Origin of the sequence: Aeromonas sp. 3P (assembly GCF_051919745.1) — a bacterium.
Taxonomy (GTDB): Bacteria; Pseudomonadota; Gammaproteobacteria; order Enterobacterales; family Aeromonadaceae; genus Aeromonas; species Aeromonas veronii.
This window is the reverse complement of record NZ_JBQBED010000001.1, coordinates 1,799,598-1,819,107: the sequence shown is the minus strand read 5'-3', so window position 1 is coordinate 1,819,107 and position 19,510 is coordinate 1,799,598. Positions and strand designations below refer to the sequence as shown.

At 59.8% G+C, this 19,510-nt stretch carries 20 protein-coding genes; 9 read left to right on the top strand and 11 right to left on the bottom strand.

The window, feature by feature from the left end; all coding sequences use genetic code 11:
- Window position 1: 1 nt before the first annotated feature.
- The 5 genes from ACTG19_RS08115 to ACTG19_RS08095 form a co-directional block, all read right to left on the bottom strand.
- Window positions 2–2,212 carry a chemotaxis protein CheA gene (locus ACTG19_RS08115; protein ID WP_439988963.1) on the bottom strand — a complete coding sequence of 737 codons (2,211 nt, stop codon included), beginning with the start codon at window positions 2,210–2,212 and terminating at the stop codon, window positions 2–4.
- A 22-nt stretch (window positions 2,213–2,234) separates the two neighbouring features.
- Window positions 2,235–2,561, bottom strand: coding sequence for an STAS domain-containing protein (locus tag ACTG19_RS08110; protein ID WP_005349569.1), 327 nt, complete (start codon window positions 2,559–2,561; stop codon window positions 2,235–2,237).
- Between the two features lie 13 nt (window positions 2,562–2,574).
- Entirely contained in the window at window positions 2,575–2,943 is a 369-nt protein-coding gene (locus ACTG19_RS08105) for a response regulator (protein ID WP_005338778.1), read from the bottom strand.
- A gap of 9 nt (window positions 2,944–2,952) precedes the next feature.
- On the bottom strand, window positions 2,953–4,167 hold the full coding sequence (locus ACTG19_RS08100) for a methyl-accepting chemotaxis protein (protein WP_439988962.1): 1,215 nt from the start codon (window positions 4,165–4,167) through the stop codon (window positions 2,953–2,955).
- Between the two features lie 254 nt (window positions 4,168–4,421).
- Window positions 4,422–5,510 (bottom strand): ketoacyl-ACP synthase III, encoded by a 1,089-nt coding sequence (locus ACTG19_RS08095; RefSeq protein WP_021230362.1) that lies wholly within the window; start codon window positions 5,508–5,510, stop codon window positions 4,422–4,424.
- 226 nt (window positions 5,511–5,736) lie between these two features.
- Here ACTG19_RS08095 and ACTG19_RS08090 point away from each other — a divergent pair, with 226 nt between their 5' ends.
- From ACTG19_RS08090 to ACTG19_RS08080, 3 genes are all read left to right on the top strand, one after another.
- Window positions 5,737–6,678, top strand: a complete 942-nt coding sequence (locus tag ACTG19_RS08090) for a LysR family transcriptional regulator (RefSeq protein ID WP_160881892.1) — start codon at window positions 5,737–5,739, stop codon at window positions 6,676–6,678.
- Window positions 6,679–6,806: 128 nt separating this feature from the next.
- On the top strand, window positions 6,807–7,415 hold the full coding sequence (locus ACTG19_RS08085; protein ID WP_439988961.1) for a LysE family translocator: 609 nt from the start codon (window positions 6,807–6,809) through the stop codon (window positions 7,413–7,415).
- 97 nt (window positions 7,416–7,512) lie between these two features.
- The gene (locus ACTG19_RS08080) at window positions 7,513–9,372 is read left to right on the top strand and encodes a peptidase U32 family protein (RefSeq protein ID WP_439988960.1); all 1,860 of its coding nucleotides are present in this window, start codon (window positions 7,513–7,515) and stop codon (window positions 9,370–9,372) included.
- A gap of 66 nt (window positions 9,373–9,438) precedes the next feature.
- Here the strand turns inward: ACTG19_RS08080 and ACTG19_RS08075 are convergent, their stop codons facing one another.
- Together ACTG19_RS08075 and ACTG19_RS08070 are read right to left on the bottom strand one after the other, a co-directional pair.
- Window positions 9,439–9,912: a methylated-DNA--[protein]-cysteine S-methyltransferase gene (locus ACTG19_RS08075; RefSeq protein WP_439988959.1), complete on the bottom strand. Its 474-nt coding sequence runs from the start codon at window positions 9,910–9,912 to the stop codon at window positions 9,439–9,441.
- Window positions 9,909–11,453 carry a DNA-3-methyladenine glycosylase 2 family protein gene (locus ACTG19_RS08070; RefSeq protein WP_439988958.1) on the bottom strand — a complete coding sequence of 515 codons (1,545 nt, stop codon included), beginning with the start codon at window positions 11,451–11,453 and terminating at the stop codon, window positions 9,909–9,911. The genes ACTG19_RS08075 and ACTG19_RS08070 overlap by 4 nt, the downstream gene beginning before the upstream one ends.
- 411 nt (window positions 11,454–11,864) lie before the next feature.
- On the opposite strand from ACTG19_RS08070, the gene ACTG19_RS08065 reads away from it, so the two are divergent.
- The 6 genes from ACTG19_RS08065 to ACTG19_RS08040 all read left to right on the top strand — a co-directional run bounded on the left by ACTG19_RS08065 (window position 11,865) and on the right by ACTG19_RS08040 (window position 15,742).
- Window positions 11,865–12,254 carry a type IV pilin protein gene (locus ACTG19_RS08065; protein ID WP_204385146.1) on the top strand — a complete coding sequence of 130 codons (390 nt, stop codon included), beginning with the start codon at window positions 11,865–11,867 and terminating at the stop codon, window positions 12,252–12,254.
- Window position 12,255: 1 nt separating this feature from the next.
- Window positions 12,256–12,675 carry a GspH/FimT family pseudopilin gene (locus ACTG19_RS08060; protein ID WP_005338751.1) on the top strand — a complete coding sequence of 140 codons (420 nt, stop codon included), beginning with the start codon at window positions 12,256–12,258 and terminating at the stop codon, window positions 12,673–12,675.
- Window positions 12,672–13,064 (top strand): type IV pilus modification PilV family protein, encoded by a 393-nt coding sequence (locus ACTG19_RS08055; RefSeq protein ID WP_005358533.1) that lies wholly within the window; start codon window positions 12,672–12,674, stop codon window positions 13,062–13,064. Before ACTG19_RS08060 ends, ACTG19_RS08055 begins: the two co-directional genes overlap by 4 nt.
- Window positions 13,058–13,618, top strand: a complete 561-nt coding sequence (locus ACTG19_RS08050) for a PilW family protein (protein ID WP_439988957.1) — start codon at window positions 13,058–13,060, stop codon at window positions 13,616–13,618. Before ACTG19_RS08055 ends, ACTG19_RS08050 begins: the two co-directional genes overlap by 7 nt.
- Entirely contained in the window at window positions 13,615–15,246 is a 1,632-nt protein-coding gene (locus tag ACTG19_RS08045; RefSeq protein ID WP_439988956.1) for a DUF7305 domain-containing protein, read from the top strand. The genes ACTG19_RS08050 and ACTG19_RS08045 overlap by 4 nt, the downstream gene beginning before the upstream one ends.
- Before the next feature lie 94 nt (window positions 15,247–15,340).
- On the top strand, window positions 15,341–15,742 hold the full coding sequence (locus tag ACTG19_RS08040) for a VOC family protein (RefSeq protein ID WP_005338740.1): 402 nt from the start codon (window positions 15,341–15,343) through the stop codon (window positions 15,740–15,742).
- A 119-nt stretch (window positions 15,743–15,861) separates the two neighbouring features.
- On the opposite strand, the gene ACTG19_RS08035 is transcribed toward ACTG19_RS08040, so the two are convergent.
- The 4 genes from ACTG19_RS08035 to ACTG19_RS08020 form a co-directional block, all read right to left on the bottom strand.
- Window positions 15,862–17,340 (bottom strand): carboxypeptidase M32, encoded by a 1,479-nt coding sequence (locus ACTG19_RS08035; RefSeq protein WP_439988955.1) that lies wholly within the window; start codon window positions 17,338–17,340, stop codon window positions 15,862–15,864.
- Between the two features lie 138 nt (window positions 17,341–17,478).
- Window positions 17,479–18,060 (bottom strand): DNA endonuclease SmrA, encoded by a 582-nt coding sequence (gene smrA / locus ACTG19_RS08030; RefSeq protein ID WP_005338734.1) that lies wholly within the window; start codon window positions 18,058–18,060, stop codon window positions 17,479–17,481.
- 187 nt (window positions 18,061–18,247) lie between these two features.
- Window positions 18,248–18,427: a DUF3149 domain-containing protein gene (locus ACTG19_RS08025; protein WP_005338733.1), complete on the bottom strand. Its 180-nt coding sequence runs from the start codon at window positions 18,425–18,427 to the stop codon at window positions 18,248–18,250.
- Between the two features lie 136 nt (window positions 18,428–18,563).
- Complete coding sequence (locus ACTG19_RS08020; RefSeq protein ID WP_439988954.1) at window positions 18,564–19,451, bottom strand: TraB/GumN family protein; 888 nt, start codon at window positions 19,449–19,451, stop codon at window positions 18,564–18,566.
- Window positions 19,452–19,510: the final 59 nt, after the last annotated feature.

The following is a 19,510-nucleotide window of genomic DNA, read 5'->3' as shown; positions in this document are numbered from 1 at the left end:
CTCAGTTGATGCTGGATTGAGGCAGGTTGCGCGACACTGTCAACCTGTTGAGCTGACAGGATTCCTGAGTGATTGCGTGCTGGATCAGCGAAGGAATGTCGAGGATCAGGGCGACCTCTCCCCCCCCCAGAATGGTTGAACCACTAATGCCCTGCAGGCGCTGGAACAATTTCCCCAACGGTTTGATGACGGTCTGGAATTCTCCCAGCAGTTCATCCACCACCAGTCCGGATTTTTTGCCTGCATGGCTGACCACGACAATGTTCTCGCGCCTCCCTTTGCTGCCATTGGTATCGAAGTAGTGTTGCAGGCGGATAAAGGGCAGCACCTCGCCACGCAAATTGATGTAATTGCGACCCTGGGTATCGGACAGTGCACTCTGGGTCAATTCAACGCACTCGATCACCATATCGAGGGGAATGACGTAGTGGGTGTCGCAGACTCGCACCAAGAAGCCGTCGATGATGGCAAGGGTAAGCGGCAGGCGGATCTGCACACGGGTTCCTTTTCCCGGGATGCTGTCCAGATCGACCGTGCCGCGCAGGGCAGTGATGTTGCGTTTGACGACATCCATGCCCACCCCACGACCGGAGAGGTTGGTTATCGCCTCGGCGGTAGAGAACCCCGGCTCGAAGATCAGGTTGTAAATCTCCTGATCCGTCAACGTGGTGGTTGGGCTGATCAGACCGCGCTCGATGGCTTTTTGCTGGATCCTGGCTTTGTTGAGACCAGCTCCATCATCCCGAATTTCGATGACGATACTGTTGGAGTCGTGATAGGCATTGAGATTCAGGGTGCCACGGGGGGGTTTGCCTGCCAGCAGTCGTTGCTCTGCCGATTCGATGCCGTGATCCATCGAGTTTCTGACCAGATGCATCAGCGGATCGCCGATTTTCTCTACCACCGACTTGTCCAGTTCGGTCTCGGCTCCGGAGATTACAAGAGTGATATCCTTGTTCAGTTCCTGACTGACATCGCGCACCACCCGCTGGAAGCGGTTGAAGGTATCGCCGATAGGTACCATGCGCAGGCGCAGTGCACTGTCGCGGATCTCTTCCACCAGCATGGCAATGACCGAGGTGGCTTCCTGCAGCTGGCTTTCGCGGGTGCGTTGGGCCAGCAGATTGGCTCCTGAACTGGCGACTACCAACTCCCCGACCAGATTGATCAGATCGTCCAGCTTGTCGGCATGCACCCTGACGTAACGGCCCTCTTTGCTCTTGCTCTCTTTGGTCTGATTCTGTTTTTTCAGGGCGGCATCGACGACGGCTTCGTTGACGGCACCCTGCGCAATCAGGATTTCTCCGAGTTTGGGCGCTTGTTCTGCCGGGGTCGCTTGTTGTGCCTGCAGACCGCTTGCTAACTCCTCTGCGGTCAGGGCGCCGGTGTTGACCAGCAACTGCCCCAGCATGGCGCTATCTTCCGGCAGTGACTCGATCAGGTTGATGAACTCGGCGATCTTGCTGTGGGGCGGCAAGATGGTGATCTGGCAGTCATCTCTGACAAATTCAAAGACATCGCTGATGGCTGCCTTATCTGCCTGCGAGTCGAAGTCTATCTCGTAGCCGAGGTAGCAATTCTCCGGATCGAACTGTTCCCAATCCGGTAGCGCCTGATGGATGGTCTCCACCGAGCATATGGTTCCGAGAGTGCCGAGATAGCGCAGAAATGCGGCCGGATCCATGCCATTGCGCAGCACATCGGGACCAAAACGCAGGGATATATGCCACAGGGAGGCGGAGCTGGTAATCCCTCCCTCTTTTTCGATCTTGGGTTCCGGCGTATTTACAGTATCTGGCAGCGTGGCATGGGGGACGCACTGATGACGGGTGAGGGTGAGCCTCAGCCGTTCATCCTGGTTGGCATCGCCATCGCTTAAGGTGCTGCCCTGTTCTGCAACGACACTGATGAGCGTCTGGATATGGTCACAGCTCTCCAGCAGATCCTTGATCAGAAGAGAGGTGACGGTGAGCTGCTGATTGCGGATCTGGTCTAATAGATCCTCGACGATATGGGTAAACCCGACGATTGGTTGCAGACCAAACAGGCCAGCCGACCCCTTGATGGTATGAGCAGCACGGAAGATGGCACCAATCAGCTCGCTATTGTCAGGGTCAGATTCCAGTGATAGAAGGGCTGATTCCATCTCTTCAAGCAACTCGCGTGCCTCGGCGATATAGGTTTGTAAAGCCTGATCAAGATCGATGCTCACGGTGACTCCTTGTCATGGTGGCTCAGGGCCGTTCGCCATGGGTGATGAGGGTGGGGTCGCCAAAAAAGGCCGAGAGCTGGCAGAGCTCCAGCAGTTCAAGCACAACATGGCTGTGCCAGACCAGTGCTAGGGAGGTGCCCTGCTGCAGAGCGGTTTTCTTCGCTGCCAGCAGCAGTTGCAGCCCGGCGCTGTCTATCTCGGATACCGCTGCCAGATTCAGCTCCAGTTCGTTCCCCTGATGCAATAAGGGTGAGAGAGCATCTTTCAGCTCGCTGACTGTATAAATGGTGATCTCGTCCGGCATGGTCACCACTACCTTGTTGTCGAGTAGCTCACTCTGTAGTTGCATGATGCGCTCCGGATCACGGCATGATGAGCTTGGCGACTGCGGCCAACATCTGTTCGGGCTGGAAGGGTTTGACCACCCAGGCTTTGGCTCCTGCGGCTTGTCCCTCCTGCTTCTTGCTGTCCTGAGACTCGGTGGTCAGCATGATGACAGGGGTAAATTTGTAGTTGGCCAGCTTTTTGGCCTCTTTGACGAAGGTGATGCCATCCATGTTCGGCATGTTGACGTCACTGATGATCAGGTTGATCTTCTTGCCATCAAGTTTGTTGAGCGCATCTTTGCCGTCAGAGGCTTCCATGACCTCATAACCGGCGCCCTTGAGGGTCATGCCCACGACTTGGCGAATAGTTGCCGAGTCATCCACGATCAGGATCGTTTTGCCCATATCTCTCTCCTAGAAAAATGTGATGTCGGCGCTGCTTGGTTGCGCGTTGACAGAACGGGTGGTGCGACCATGGTGAATATTGCGCTGTTCGTCGGTGGCGTATGAGAGCTCCATCTCTGCCAGCCAGCGATTGGCATCGATCTGGATTGGCCCTGTTGCATTGCTGCTCTGCTCCGAAGCAACCAGATGGCTGGAGAGGCTCTCCATGTTTTGTCTGACGTGGCTGAGGATCTGGCTGACCCTGTCTTGAAATTGCAGCGAGACAATGACGCTGGAGATTTCGCGATGGATATCGGTGCTCTCGTTTTGCAGCAGGGAGGCGGATTCCGCTAGGCTGTCAGTGGCATGGCGAAAACGGGCCAACACCTGTTCGATTGTCTGCTCCGAATTGAGCGCCGAGGCGTGATCCCGTGCGGCAGCATTTTCGGCAATCTGGAAGGCGCGGCCGATAGCAGTATTGATGGTATCCACCTTGTCGGTCATCTTCTGGGCGGTTTCGCTGGAGAGGCGGGAGAGGTTGCGCACTTCATCAGCGACCACAGCAAAGCCACGACCCGCTTCCCCAGCGCGAGCCGCTTCAATGGCGGCGTTGAGGGCCAGCAGGTTGGTCTGGGAGGCTATTTTGGCCACATCCATGGCCATGGTGTTGAGCTCTATGGTGTAGGTGGTCAGGCTTTTTATCTCACCCAGCATGGCGTCCCGATTGGCTTGGGCTGAGTGCAGGATGGCCACTACCTCATTGAGTTGCTGCTGGCTCTCGCTCAAGACTCCTGCCATGCCACGGGAATTGGCATCACCCAGTTCTCCGGCTGCAAGATGAGAAGCATTGACTGCTTCCTCCAGCTTGTTGGCCAAGCCGTTGAAGCGTTGGGTCAGGTCAATCATCGCGGCTTCGGTTTGTTGACGAGAGCTTTCAATTTGCTGGGACCAGATAGGTAGAGCCTTCTCGCACACCTGTTCGAGCCCGATGATGGAGTGGGCGAGAGGATCGGTTGCGACGGTTTGTTCCTCTCCGGCACGATGTCGGTGTGTGTGCTGGTGGAAGTGATTTGATGTCCAGAGGGCGGCGGCAATACCAACCAGCACATTGAGCAGCAGGTAGAGAGGTGACAGCGCATCGGCGAGCTGCAGCAACAGGCAGCTCAGCAGAGCAAGCCCGATGCAGCAAATCCAGCAAACCGGTTCCCAAAGCGGTGTGTTCACGCCACTTTTGTGTTGTGCCATACGTAGCTTATCCCTGTGCAATTATTTGGTAAGAGGTAAAGGCGCAGGACCGAAACAGTCATGGTGCCCCTTGACGCTCTTTTCTTTATTTATAGTTGGCACAATAAGGTTAGCGGAAAAAAATTAATTGGCTGCAAATCGGAGTTGTTTGTATCAGCGATTGCCGTATCAAGCGGCTTGCGAGGTGGGGGGGCAGAGCTAGGTGGGGATGAAAAGGAGAGAAGGAGCCTGAGGATTCAGGCTCCTGATGAGGATCAAGCCTCGTTGGCGTGAGCCTTCTGGCAACCTTCAACTGCGTGGGCAATCAGTTCCAGCGCGCTCTTGTCACACGGGGGCAGTTCGGCATCGCACGCCTTGATAGGGGTGACGCGATCGCCCCACTTGATGATGGCGGCGCCCCAGGTCAGACCGGCACCGAAGGCTGCGGTCAGCAGATAGGAGTTCGGCTTGACGCGGCCCTGTTCCAGCGCTTCGCACAGGGCGATGGGCACGGTGGCGGCGGAGGTGTTGCCGTAGTTTTCGATGTTGACCATTACCTTCTCCATCGGCGCGTTCATCCGCTTGGCGAGGGTTTCGATGATGCGGATGTTGGCCTGATGGGGGACGATCAGGTCGACCTGCTCCGGCGCAATGCCAGCCTGCGCCAATACAGTGCTGGTGGCTTCCCCCATGCCGCGCACGGCGCGTTTGAAGATCTCCGGCCCTTCGAAGTTGAAGGTGAACAGCCCATCGATATCGGCAAAACGCACCCGATCGGTACCGAAGTTCGGTACGTGCAGGATCTCCCGCGCTTCGCTGTCGCAGCCGAGCTTGTTGGCGATCAGGCCACACTCCTGCTCGCTCGCCTCGATTACCACGGCACCGGCACCATCGCCAAACAGCACGGCGGTATCGCGGCGCGCCCAGTCCAGCAGGTAGGTGAGGCGCTCGGCACCAATCACCAGCACCTTCTTCATCATGCCGGTCTGCACCAGCGAGGTGGCGACCGAGAGAGAGTAGACGAAACCGGTGCAGGCCGCGTTGAGGTCAAACACGGCGGCATTGACGGCGCCCAGCTTCTTCTGCACCGCAGAGGCGGCACTTGGCAGCAGGTTGTCCGGGGTGGCGGTCGCCAGGATGATGCCATCGAGATCGCTCGCTTCCAGACCTGCGCAGGCCAGTGCACGGCGACCGGCCAGGGTGGCGAGATCCGAGGTGCTGACATGGGAGATCCGGCGGGCCTTGATGCCGGTGCGCGGATAGATCCACTCGTCTGACGTATCCATGATGGTGCTGAGGTCGTCGTTGGTCAGCACAGAGGGAGGCAGGCATTTGCCCCAGCCGGTGATATTGGCGTATTTCATCTTGTTACCGCTTCTCAAAGTGGATCGCCCGCGGGCGGAAAATCGTGCAATTATGCCGTACGAGACAACCACTGTCATCTTGTGGTCATGGTTATGTGCGGGGGGATCCGCTGTGTCATCTGGTCGCAAAGGGCTGCAACGTGCTGAACATGGCAGGAAATTTTGCTTAAAACGCGGGACTCCTCTGCCCTAAGATAGGCGTTTCCCCACCGATGAGGGTATCTCCTTGCTCAGAGCCAATCTCAACTTGTTGCCGACCCTCAAGGTGCTGCTGGATACCCGCAATATCAGCCGCGCCGCCGAGCTGTTGCACCTGAGTCAGCCCTCCATCAGCAAGCAACTTGCCCAGTTGCGCAGCGAGTTTGACGACGAGTTGCTGGTGCGGGAGGGGCAACGCTGGCTGCTGACGCCACGGGCCGAACTGTTGGCCGCCCAGCTGGCGGCTTCTCTCGGTGCGCTGGAGCGGCTCTACGAGGCGCCCGGATTTGACCCGAGCCGCTGCGAGCGGGTATTTCGACTCGCCTCTTCTGATTATGTTGCCCAGCATATCCTGCCCGATATCTGTGCCGCGCTCGCCAAAGAGGCGCCGTTGGCGGCGCTGGAGTACAGCCTGTGGGACAAGCGTCTGCTGCCGCAGCTGTGGCAGTCCGAGCTCGATCTGGTCTCTACCATCACCGAGCAGGTACCGGAGCAGATCCGTGGTCTGCATCAGGGGGAAGATCGGCTGGCGGTGCTGATGGGATGTCACCACCCGCTGGCAGGCAAGACGCTTAATCTCGATGACTATCTCGCCTGGCCTCACCTGCAGGTGAGTGGCGGTGGCGACAAGGACAGCCCGGTGGAGCAGGTATTGGCGCCGCAGGGACTGAGTCGGCGCTGGTTTGCCAGAGTACCCTTCTTTCAGGCGGCAGTGGAGGTGTTGCTGCGCACCGATTGCCTGATGACAACCCCGGCCCATATCGCCTGGCAGCTCTCCTGCGGCCATGAGCTCACCTTTGTCGATCTGCCATTTGCTACCCGCGACCAGCAGTATCATCTGCTGTGGCATCAGCGCCACCATCAGGATCCGGCCCACCGCTGGTTTCGCGAGCTGGCCTACCCATTCCTGCGGGATCACCTGCAACGTACCGTCGGCGAGAGTCGCAAGCTGCTCGGTCTCGGCGGTTAGCCGCAGTCAGTTGTGTGGTGCCATAGCCATTGGTTATGGAATCTATTCATAACTTTCACTACTGGCATAATGGCTCAGCCCGTACCCTGAATGCAGGTCATCATATCGAGCATATAAAGAGGAAATGCATGGAACTGACGAGTTGGCTGGCACTGGCCGCAATCTGCGTGATGGGGGCCATCAGCCCGGGGCCGAGTCTGGCGCTGATCATCCGCAACACGGTGCAGGGCGGGCAGGGGCATGGTGTCGCCACTGCGCTCGGCCACGGCCTCGGGGTTGGTATCTATGCGCTGGTCACCGCGCTCGGCCTCTCCATTTTGATCACCCAGACCCCAATCCTGTTTGATCTGATCCGCTACGGCGGTGCTGCGTTTCTTGCCTGGCTTGGGGCGAAAGCCCTGCTGGCAAAACCAGCCAGTGGTGAAGCGAGTGAAGAGGTGCACCAGCTGCGTGGTCGGCAGGGAGCCTTTGAAGGTTTTATGGTGGCCTTTCTCAATCCCCAGCTGGCGGTCTTCTTCATCGCCCTGTTTAGCCAGTTTGTGCGGGCCGATACCGGCTGGAGCGAAGGTGGCATCATGATGCTCACCGCGGGCGGGATCGATGCCGTCTGGTACGTGCTGGTGGCGCTGGTGCTCTCGCGCGGGCCTGTGCTGGCATGGCTTAAAGCCAAATCCTTTGTGATCGATAAGGTGAGCGGGCTGGTGCTGCTCGGGCTGGCACTCAAGGTGGTTATCTAATCCTGCATTTTGCGGATACCTTAAGCGGGATCAAGGCATGCGGGTGGTGAATGGGCTAGAGTAGCGCCCATTTGCTGTCCGCCCTGATCCCGAGACCATGCACCAGAACAAGCACCCGTTAAGCCACAACAACCGGTTGGAGCTGCTGGCTCCGGCCAAGAACCTCGCCTACGGCATCGAAGCCATCAACCATGGTGCCGATGCCATCTACATGGGCGGTCCTGCCTTTGGCGCCCGCAGTGCGGCGGGCAACTCCATCGAGGATATCGAAGCGCTGGCACGTCACGCCCACCGTTTCGGCGCCCAGGTCTTTGTCGCCTTCAACACCCTGCTGCATGATCATGAGCTGGAGCAGGCCCGGCGGCTGACCCACCAGATCTACGAAGCCGGTGCCGATGCGCTCATCGTGCAGGATATGGGACTGCTGGCGCTGGATTTGCCTCCCATCGCGCTCCATGCCAGTACCCAGACCGACAACCGCACGCCGGAGAAGGTGAAGTTTCTGCAGGATGTGGGTTTCTCTCAGGTGGTGCTGGCGCGCGAACTGTCCCTTGCGCAGATCCGCGAGATCAGCGTGGCGACCAATGTGCAGCTGGAGTTCTTTATCCACGGTGCGCTCTGTGTCTCCTACAGCGGCCAGTGCAATATCAGCCATGCCCGTACCGGCCGCAGTGCCAACCGTGGCGAGTGTGCCCAGCTCTGTCGCTTGCCCTGCTCGTTGCAAAAGCCGGACGGTGAAGTGCTGGTGGCCGACAGCCACCTGCTGTCGCTCAAGGATATGGATCAGACCGACAACCTGGAGGCCTTGATCGAGGCGGGGATCCGCTCCTTCAAGATTGAAGGGCGCCTCAAGGGGCTCGACTACGTCAAGAACGTTACCGCCTGGTATCGCCAGAAGCTCGACGCCATTCTGGATAGCCGCTCCGATCTGGTGGCCGCCTCGGCGGGTCGTTGCAGCTACAGCTTCACGCCTGACCCCAAGAAAAGTTTCAACCGCGGCAGCACCGATTACTTCCTCCATGGCCGTCATCAGGGTATCGACTCCACCAAAAGCCCGAAATATGTGGGCGAGCCGCTGGGGCGGGTCACCAGGGTGACCCGTGACGGTATCGAGATCGATGGCAAACAGGTCACCCTCAACAACGGCGACGGTCTGGGCTTCTTCAAGCCGAATAACGAGCTGGTGGGGATGCGTCTCAACAAGGTCGAAGGTAAGCAGTTACTCCTGTCTGAACGCATGCCGGGGCTGAAGGTGGGGACCGAAATCTACCGCAACCACGATCAGGCGTTCAGCAAGATGCTGGAGAAGGCGAGCGCAGATCGCCGCATCCGGGTCGATATGGTGCTGGCAGAATGCGATGAGGGCGTGAGCCTCACGCTCACCGACGAACAAGGCATCAGTGCCGCAGTGACCCTGCCTTGTGACAAACAGCCTGCCGACAACCCGGAGCGGGCGCTGCAACAGGCGCGTGACCAGCTCGGCAAACTCGGCAATACCCTGTTTGTGGCGCGCAAGATTGAGTTGGCATTTACTCACCCGCTATTTATCGCCGCATCACAGCTCAACGGTTTGCGCCGGGAGGGCATCGCCGCGCTGGAGGTGGCGCGAGTGGCCAGCTACCAGCGCCCCGAGCGACGCATCGCCCTGCGGGATATCAGCTATCCCCAGCACCGCCTCTCCTACCTTGGCAACGTGCTGAACAGCGCCGCCGAGCAGTTCTTCCGCGAACACGGGGTGGAGCGCATCGCTCCCGCCTATGAGGCGAACAAGGAGGAGCGGGAAGTGGTGCTGATGATCACCAAGCACTGCATCCGCTATAGCCAGAACCTCTGCCCGAACGAGGTGCCCGGTCTCAAGGCCGAGCCGCTGGAGCTCAAGATGGGTAAAGACACCTTCCGCCTGCGTTTTGACTGTAACCGCTGCGAAATGCATGTGATGGGCAGCCTGAAACGCTGATCAATGAGCCCCTTTCTCCATCCGGAAAGGGGCAATTTTTATCGCAGGTTCTCTGCCTACCCTCCTTTAATTGTCCCTCTCCAGCGCCAGCAGCGTTTTTTTAATCTCCAATCCCCCCGCATAGCCGGTCAGGCTGCCGTTTTGGCCGATCACCCGATGGCAGGGGACGATGATCGAGAGCGGATTGCGGCCATTCGCCGCGCCCACTGCCCGCACCGCATCGGGTTTGCCGATGGTGCGAGCGATATCGCTGTAGCTGCGGGTCTCGCCGTAGGGGATGTCGCACAACGCTTGCCATACTGCCTGCTGAAAGGCGGTGCCACGGGCGGCAAGGGGCAGGGAGAAGCGCTGCAAGCGACCGGCAAAATAGGCGTCAAATTCGGCGAGGAAGGGAGCCAGCGCTTCGTGATCTTGCTGCCAGCTACTCATATCGGGCAGTGCCCGCAGGCCCGTCACAAAGTCCACGTGCACCAGACCGGATTCATTGATGGCGACCAGCAGATCGCCGCAGCGGGTCGGCAGGATATCGTAGCGGATCATGGTGTTATCTCCTGTTGTTGGGTATCTGGCTGTTGTTCGTTGCCAGTGGCACGGAGTAGCAAATCGGGCGCTTCGCTCATGGCGTGCCACAGCCAGCTGGCCGCATAGCTGCGCCACGGTTGCCACGCCGCACTTTGCGCCAACACCTCTTTCACCGGCAGCTTGGTGCCGCCTCCGAGTGCCTTTTGCAGCACCAGATCGGAAGCGGGGAAGGCATCGGTATCCATCCCGCAGCGCAGCCGCCAGTAAGAGACCGTCCAGGGGCCTATGCCCGGTAGTGCCAGCAACTGCTCGTCACTGGCTGTCGTGAGGGTCAGCTCGCCACTGGCCAGCGCCTGTGCCACGCCCCGCAGGGTGCGAATGCGGCTGCCGGGCATGCCGATACCGTCGAGATCGAGTTCGCACAACTGGGCGGGGGTCGGTAGTTGCGCCACCCCGAATTGCGCCTCGGTACGGGCTACCAGTCGCCCGAGTATGGTGATGGCTCCCTTGACCGACACCTGCTGGCCGACGATGGCGCGCAGCATCACCTCGTATTCGTCCCAGCCACCCGGCAGCCGTACACCGGGCCAGCACGCCTGCAAGCGGGCGAGCAGCGGGTCCTGACCGAGCAGATCACCGATCCGCTGCATGTCGGCATCGAGATCCCACATCCGGCGCACCCGATAGAGCAGATCGGGCAGCGCCGCGAGCGGCAGATCATGGACGGTAAGCTGCAGGCTGTGCCCCTTGCCCTGCGCGATACGCACTAGCGCGACCTGATCGCCGACTCGGTAGCGCCGCTCATACACCTCGCCATCTACCCGCTCCAGTCCCGGGATTGCCCGCAGCCGGTAGAATGCCTGCATGGCCGCCACGTCATACGGGGGGCGGTAGGGCAGTTGCAGCGCCAGGGTTGCGCCACTCGGTTGATCGCTCATCTGCTCTGGCGCGTCATCGTGCTGCTCCTGCTGGCGCAGGGTGCGTGGGGCCAGCCCGTAGGCGTTGAGCCAGGCGTCATTGAAGCGGCGGATGCTGGCAAAGCCAGCGGCAAACGCGATGTCGGTGATGGGCAGCCCGGTTTCGGTCAGCAGTCGTTTCGCGAGCAGCAGGCGGCGCGTCTGCTCCACCTGTTTTGGTGAGGCGCCGAGATGTTGCTCGAACTGGCGGCGTAGCGTGCGTTCGCTGATCCCTGCCTCAGCGGCCAGTTCAGCGAGCGTGCCCTCCGCCAGCTCGCCGCGATCGATACGCGCCAGCAGGCGAGCCAGTTCAACCGGCAGATCGCCACGGGCGGCGGGGGCCAGCTCAGGGCGGCAGCGCAGGCAGGGACGCAGCCCATACTGCTCGGCGGCCGCGGCGCTTTGGAAGTAGCGCACATTGTGCTCGTGCGGTGGCCGTGCCGGGCAGACTGGCCGGCAGTAGATGCCGGTCGAGAGCACGCCGGTAAAGAAGCGGCCATCAAAGCGAGCATCGCGGGCGAGCCGTGCGGCATGGCACTGCTCACGGCTGAGGGTGTTGATCACCTCATCTTGTGACGACTCTGGGCTGGGCTTTGCATTCATGGTGTGGGCGGCTTTGCTGGAATAGATGGCAAGAGAGTAAGGGGGCTCAGGGGCTGTGACTAGCCAGAAACGGACAGGGATAGCAAAAATTGGCCAAAGGTTATTTTGCTCTTTTATTGCACGGCCGGGTTTCACTCTTCGTCACGCTGTTATTCATGTATCGCGGCTCGGCAGAAGGGGGCATAACGGATGGGTCGGAGGCACGATTGGCCTAGCTTTATTTGCTTAGCGAGATTAGTGGCGGCGAGAACTGCTTAAAGATTAATAACAGATCACATAACTATCTTTTTTATATTGAGTGTGGCGATTTTGTGTTGTTCAATCGAGTCAGTTAATTTTTGATAATTATTAAGTCATCGCATTTGCGGCCCAGGGCCGACCAATAACAACAACACTTGCCAAGGATGATAAGTGAACGACTGTAAGGCATGGCCCCATTGCCGGGGGTTTAGTCTGATCGAGTTGTTGATTGCCATGACGGTTGTCAGCATTCTCGCGGCCATCGCGTTGCCTGCGTATCAGGGTTATCTGCAACAGGGACGTCGTTACGAAGCACAGCAGCAATTGCTGGCGCAGGCGCTCGCCCTCGAACGTATCTATACCCAACAGGGCCGTTATCCCGACACGTTTGCCACCCCTTCCAACACGGATTTCTACCAGTTCAGCTACAGCCAGCAAGATGCTGGCGACTACCTGCTCAAAGCCATTCCAACGACGCGTCAACAGGATGAGTGCGGCACTCTGACCCTCGATCAGACCGGTTATCGCGCGGCCAATCGCCATGACTGCTGGGGATCATAAGATGAACGTGCGCGGATTTACTCTGATTGAGTTGATGATCACGGTCGGCATCGCCGCCATCTTGCTATTGGTCGGGTTGCCCTCCATGAGTCAGCGCCTCGCGGCCGAACGGCTCGATCGCAGCGCGACCGAGCTCGCGTCTGCCTACCGTTTTGCCCGCAGTGAAGCGGTCAAGCTGACCTTGCCGGTGGTGCTGCAGGGCACCGAGAACGGTGGCTGGGAGGTGATGGCTGACAGCAAGTTGCTGCGTCAGGCGGCAGCACCTGCTGGCGGAGTGGTGATCAAGCCGTTTGACCCCATCCAGATCGCGCCAACCGGCAGCAGCAGCCACGCCGAGATCATTCTGGCCAATCGCCTCGGTGAGCAGCGGGTGCTCTGCGTGGCCCCGAGCGGCCAGCTGCTGCAAGGGAGCTGCTCATGAGACACGCCGCACTTGCCCGCCAGCAGGGCTTCAATCTGGTGGAGATCATGGTCTCCATGGTGTTGGCGGTGATGGTGTTTCTCGGTCTCGCCAAGGGGCAGGTGGTCTCGTTGCAGCAGGCGCATTACAGCTTGCAGAGCACGCTGGCCACGATCGAGGCGAGCAACAGCGTGGAGCAGATCTGGAGCTCGCTGTGTGAAGTGCAGCGCAAGCCCGAGCGGTTCACCCAGGCCGATTTTCTTGCCCGCTTCACCCTGCAGGATGGCCACCGGCTGGTGCTGCCGAACCGTTATAGCGACAACTTTGTGGTCGCTATCGAGTGGCAGGATGAGCGGGTCTCCGGCGCCAAGCGGGTAGAGCTGAACGCAGGATTTCCGCCCTTATGCTGAGCGTCCCCTCACTGCAACGAGGCGTCAGTCTCGTCGAGCTGATGATCTCCATGGTGCTCGGTCTGATGTTGATGCTGGCGATTTTTGCCGGTTACGCCCCGATCAAGAGTACGGTCGAGCAGAGCAAGGCGCTGGAGCAGGCGAACGAAGTGCTGCGCTTTGCCACTCTCACCTTTACCAACAGCATCAAGCAGGCGGATCAGCTGATAGCGGTCACCCCTGATCGCCTGACGCTTGCCTTCAAGGTAGAGGGGGGCAGTCCGGTGCTCTCCTGCCTTGGCAACCAGAAAACCACCGATTTTACCGAGCAGTACCGCTTCACGCCGCCGGTACTCAGTTGCGATGACGGAGATGGCCCACGCCTGTTGCTGGCCCATCTTCAGGATCTTGAATTCGGCCAGCAGGGTGCACTGGTCAATATCCGCATCTTGCCCGAAGGGCTGCCCAGCAATCTGGCACCGGGAGTAGAGGTGCAGGTGGCCCGCCGCAAGGCGGTCTGGGAGGCAGCGTTGGCCACATCCGGTGCCAACGCCACAGCAGGGGGAGCGGGATGAACAAGGGATTGAGCGTGCAGCGGGGAGCCGTACTGCTGGTTGTGCTGGTGGTGAGCCTGCTGTCGAGTCTGCTGGTGTTTACCAGCATTCAGGAGAACCAGTTGCAGACTCGCCTGAGCGGCAATTTTCACAAGAAGATCAATGCGCAGCTCAGTGCCGAGCAGGGGATGAACGACAGTTATCGCGCCCTGCATCAGGCCCTTGGCGCCGAACCTAGGATAGAGTGGGCTCAACTGGTGCAGAAGGTGCCAAGCAATGGCGAAGGAGCCATGGCGGGCAGCCGCTTTCGCATCGAGCAGCTTGATGCCTCCGCCGGCAGCAAGCTGGCGTTGCAGAGCCATGGCCGCTATCTGGAGGGGAATGCCAGCCTCAACGCGCTGTTTGCCCTTAAGCGCGAGCCGGGTAATCTCATCTTTCAGGATTCGGTGGTGGCGTGTGAAGGGCTAAGCCTCTCCGGTAGCGGTTTTATCGACAGCTACGATTCGCGCAAGGGGGCGTACAAGGAGTCTGTTTCCGGGACTCTTAATCAGGGGCAAAACGCCAAGGTGGCGACTGTCAGCGACAAGGCCAATGTAGTGCTCGCCGGGCACTCCCCCATCTGGGGTGATGTGCGGGCGACCGGCTCGGTGACCTTGAACGGCTCTTCACCTGTTGCAGGTAATGTACTTGCTGGCGGCGATATCACCATTTCTCCCTCTGATGGGGTCGTCAGGGTTGAGGGCAGCGTAAACGGGAGTGGAAATTTTGCCTTGCAAGGGGGGCATATTGCCGGAGCTGTTGCAATCAATGGTGATGTCTCTATGGGTCATGGCACAAGCATTGCTGGCGACAAGTTGAACTATGGTGGGAACGGGGCATTCCTTGATGCCAAGCATCAGAAGTATCTGGATCCCCAATACCGCACTCATCCCAAGCTGCCACCGGTAGCCGGGCAGGTGTGTGACCCGCTCAATGTGGCCGCGCTGCCCAAATCGTTCCCTCCTGCAACGCTGCCCATCAATGGCCCGCTGACGCTCGGGGCCACCCAGCAGATGGTGCTGACCACGGATCCTGCCACTGGCTCGGTCACCAGCAACAACCAGCATAAGCCCGGGCTGCCGCTACCCGGCAAGGGGGAGTTGTTTGGCAAGGAGCAGACCGTTTACAAGCTCGACAGTCTCAATATGGGGGCCGATGCCAGTCTCACCATCAAGGGGGATGTGGTGCTGCTGATCGACAAGGATTTCACCATGACTGGCAGCAACAAGTTGACGGTGAGCGAGGGCAGTAGTCTGACCCTGATCGTCAGCGGCAAGGTCGATCTTGGGGCCGGTGCTGAGGTGACGGCAGCCAAGCAGGGGCTGACCGCTGGCGGTACGCCTGCTATCTCCATCTATTCCGCCTATAGCGGCAAGGATGGGATCAAGCTGTCGGGCAATACCCCGCTCTATGCCGCCCTCTATGCCCCGCTGACCGAGATGCAGATCAGCGGAAGTGGCGGTCTGTACGGGGCGGTGCGGGCAAAATACCTGACCGAGAGTGGCGCGGGCGGTGTGCACTATGACGAGGCGCTGGGCATGGCAGATCTGGGGGACGATCAGGGGCCGCCGCCGACACTGGCGCTGCGGCAGTGGCACTTTGTGCAGTGAGGCTGGCGAGCCGCTAAAAAGGATCGAACGGGGCGCGCAACTGTGAGAAGGTGGAGATCTGTCCACCCAGCCATTCACTGTTGAGGAGAGCTCCATGCCAGGCCCCGCTCGCGCCGGTGCCCTGATCTATGCCAAGGATCCGGGCCTGCTGACCCACTTTTACCGTACATTGCTGCAGATGGTGGTCTGCAGTCAGGATGAGCAGCTGGTGGTGCTGGAAAACAGCGATATCCAGCTGCTGATCCACGCCATTCCCGAGCCTTATGCCGGGCAAGTTGTTATCAAGCGGCCGCCAGCACTGCGGGAAGAGGGGGCCATCAAGCTGTTCTTCACCGTATCCAGCCTCGCCTGGGCGGAAGCGAAGGCGGCGGATCTCGGCGGCGGTTTGCTGCCACAGCAGTGGACAGGGCCCGGCTTTGTGGTGCGCAACGCCTTCGATCCGGAGGGCAATATCCTGCAACTGCGCGAGTTGCTGGGTTCCCCTGATCCTCTCTGAATTTTCTCTTTTGACAGCATGGTGGTGGCGGCCTGCTGTGCCATGCACCGCCATAAAAACGGGGCCCTGTAGTGGTCAACTAAAAAGGGCCCCGCTCTGCTGTTAGCTTACTGCGCTCATTACTTCAGGTAGCGCTGTTCCAGATGCTGGCGCAGCCAGTGTGGGTTGAGCGCTTCACCGGTGGCGCGGCGCACCAGCTCGTCGGTGCTGTGCAGACTCCCCTGTGACCAGATGTTGCGTCCGAGCCAGCCGAAGATCTCCGGCAGGCGGCCCGCCGCGATCACCTCACCCATGCTGCCCAGCTCTTTTTCGAGGGCAAAACGCAGCTGGGCGGCATACATGGCACCCAGGGTGTAACTCGGGAAATAGCCAAACGAGCCGTCGGTCCAGTGAATATCCTGCATGCAGCCATTGCGGTAGTTGCCCTTGGTGGAGAGCCCCAGCCACTGCTGCATCTTGGCGTCCCACAGCTCGGGGATGTCGGCCACCTCGATCTTCCCTTCCACCAGATCGCGCTCCAGCTCGTAGCGCAGGATAACGTGGGCCGGATAGGTCACCTCGTCGGCATCGACCCGGATAAAGCCCGGCTCGACCCGGCTGTAGAGCTTGGCCAGATTGTCCGGCGCAAATGCCGCCTGCTCGCCGAAGTGGTGACGAATACGTGGCGCCAGCAGCGCGAGGAAGGTCGGATGATGCCCCAGCTGCATCTCGCAAAACAGGCTCTGGCTCTCGTGGATCGCCATGGAGCGGGCCTCGGCCACCGGCTGGCCCAGCAGATGGCGCGGCAGCCCCTGCTCGTAACGGGCGTGGCCGGTCTCGTGAACTATGCCCATCAGGCTGGAGACAAACTCCTGCTCGTTGTAGCGGGTGGTGATCCGCACATCGGTCGGCACGCCGCCACAGAAGGGGTGACTGCTCACATCGAGGCGGCCGTGTGCGAAATCAAAGCCGAGCAGTCCCATCACCTCCTGACCGAGCGCTTGCTGGGTCGGGATGGGGAAGGGGCCTTGCGGCAGTAGCAGGGCATCGCCCTTCTGCTGTTCACTCACGGTCTGGATAAGAGCCGGCAGCCAGCTGGCCAGATCGCCGAAGATCTGATCGAGCCGCGCGCTGGTCATGCCCGGCTCATAGAGCGCCAGCATGGCGTCGTAGGGGCGCACGCCAAGCGCATCGGCCCGCAGCTGCGCCACTTCACGGGAGAGTTTCACCACCTCCTCGAGATTGGGGGCAAAACCGGCCCAGTCGTTGTTCTTGCGCTGGCTGCGCCAGGCGTGCTCGCACTTGCTGCCAGCGAGCGACAGCGCTTCGACCAGCTCACCGGGCAGCAGGCTTGCATCTTGCCACTGGCGCTTGATCTCGCCGAGGTTGGCACGTTGCACTTCATCGAGCGGTTCGCTCTCGGCCCTGGCAATCCAGTCGCCCAGCTCGGGAGCGGTGCGCTTCTGGTGGATCAGCAGACCGAGTTCGGCCATCGCTTCGGCGCGGGCATTGTTGCCCCCTTCCGGCATCATGGCTGCCTGATCCCAGCCGCAGATGGCGGCGAGGTGGCTAAAGCGGTGGATCTGCTGCTGATGTTGTTCAAGCTTTTGATATGACATGGGATTGTCCTTGTTATCGTCCCTGATGGTATGCCGCCCCGTACCTGGCATGATCGGGGCCGTTCGATGCTAACACCGCCGCTGTATAGTTGACCACCTTCATGCTGGCGGGCCAAAGGTATGGTGGCGAGAGGCGGATTAGCCGAGCCGCTTCTGGTGCCGTTCGCGGTTTTCCGCTTTTTTGCGTTCGCTTTTACGCAGCAGCACGTATAGAGCACCGCTGCCGCCGTGGCGACGCTCGGCACTGTGGATCGCCATGACGGCGGGCAGTTGCGGCAACCAGGCGCTGACATAGCTTTTCAGCAGGGCGCGCGGGGTGCTGCGCTCCCCCTTGCCGTGCAGGATCAGCAGGCAGCGGATATCCCGGACTTCACAATCCGCAATGAACTGCACCAGCGTCTGGCGCGCCTCATTGAGGGTTTTCTGGTGCAAGTCCAGACTTGCCTGCAGCTCATATTTGCCGAGCCGCAGCTTCTTGTAGACCCCCTCCTGCACCCCATCGCGTTTGAAGCCGACGATTTCGTGCGGATCGCGCATCTCGATGGCCTCCATGGTGAGGTGGTCGAGGGCGAGTTGTTCGGCAGTGGCAGCCTGGCGGCGAGCGAGCTGCGCCTCGGTCGGGGCGGATTTGGCCGCATGGGGATGGATGTTGTCGCTGCGAATGGGCCGTACGTCGGCCACTTCATTCATAAATAGCGAGAGTTCGTCGTTATGAGACACGGCAGGCTCCCCATAAGAAAAAGTGGGGGCCATTATAACGGCCGCAACCGGCACAGAAAACGGGGAAAGGGGCAGGTGATAAGGGGCGCCCAGCATGGACACTGGTGCAGTCTGGCCCGGGAATCACAGTCGCGAACCATAAAACAGCACAGGCGGTCAGTGTGAGCTGCCGCCTGTGGTCAGAGGATTATTTGCCCTCTTTGGGTTGTTGAGAATGGGGTTGCTGTGAATGAGGCGGTTGCGAGTGCATCACCTTGTAGATGAAGTAGGCCGCGTAAGAGCTGATCAGCAAGAAGGTGCCGATAATCACCAGCATCGACATCAATCCCACGCTGTTGCCAAACATCAGGTCCAGCCAAAAGTCCATTTTATTGCTCCTGTCACCCGGTTGATGACAGGCATGATAAATACCTCTTTGCCCCGTCCGGGATGATCCCGATCAACTCCCTTGCAGGTTGTTTAATAACCAGTGTGTTCTGTGATCATTCTCACTGGACTCCTTGCTACCGAGCCTGCACAGGGCCCGGTGTGGTGAGCGGGGTAATGCGCCACCCTTGCTGCTCCAGCAACGCCAGCAACCCCTGTTCGCCGTAAAGGTGCAGGGCGCCTACCACGATAAAGCTCTCGTTGGGCAGGGTGGACCATTTTTTCAGCCAGTTATGGTTGCGCTCGGCCAGCAGGGTCTGCTCCATCCAGCTTTGTAGCGCGGGGGGAGCCATCTCCTCCTTGAGCAGATTGATCAGCGTCGCCTCATCTCCCTGCTGCCACGCCTTCATCACGGCGGCGAAACCACTCTCCAGCATCGGTAGCTCATCAAGGGTGCTGGCGAGCATCAGGGTCTGGTTGTCACCCACGCTAGCCAGATAACCGAGCTGCTCCAGCAGGGTTTCAAAGCCCACCACCGGTTTGCCCTCTTTGGCGGCCCGGACGGCAAAGTGCTGGTCTATCCCGAGTTCACTCTTGAAGTCGGAGCGGGCCATGGCGGCCTGGGTCAGGGTAATGGCGGCAAACCATGGGCGCAGGGTGGCGAGGGTCGCCTCGTCGATGCCATAGCGGGCACCCGCCATCAGGGTGCGTTGATAGAGCTCGGCAGGCAGATGATCCTTGAGCGGTTTGCCATCCACCAGTCGGGTGAGGGAGCCGGTCTGTTGCCACTGATCCGGCGTGATGCTGTTCATGTCCACCTCCATCACCAGTGCGCGACTCTGCAGCCAGGCACGCTCCACCGGCTCGGGAAGAGGATAGAGGGAAGGTTTGCCCGCATGGATGGAGCCCAGCAGCCAGTGTTGCTGGTTGCCCTTGCTCACCCGATAGAACGCGGGATCGGCAAAGGCGTGCAGCGGTAGCAGCAGGCAGAGCAGGAAGGCAAAGAGGGTGCGATGAAAACTCATGGGGATCCTTAATGTGCGCCGGGTGACTTCTCTTGCTGACAATAACCCCTATGATAAGT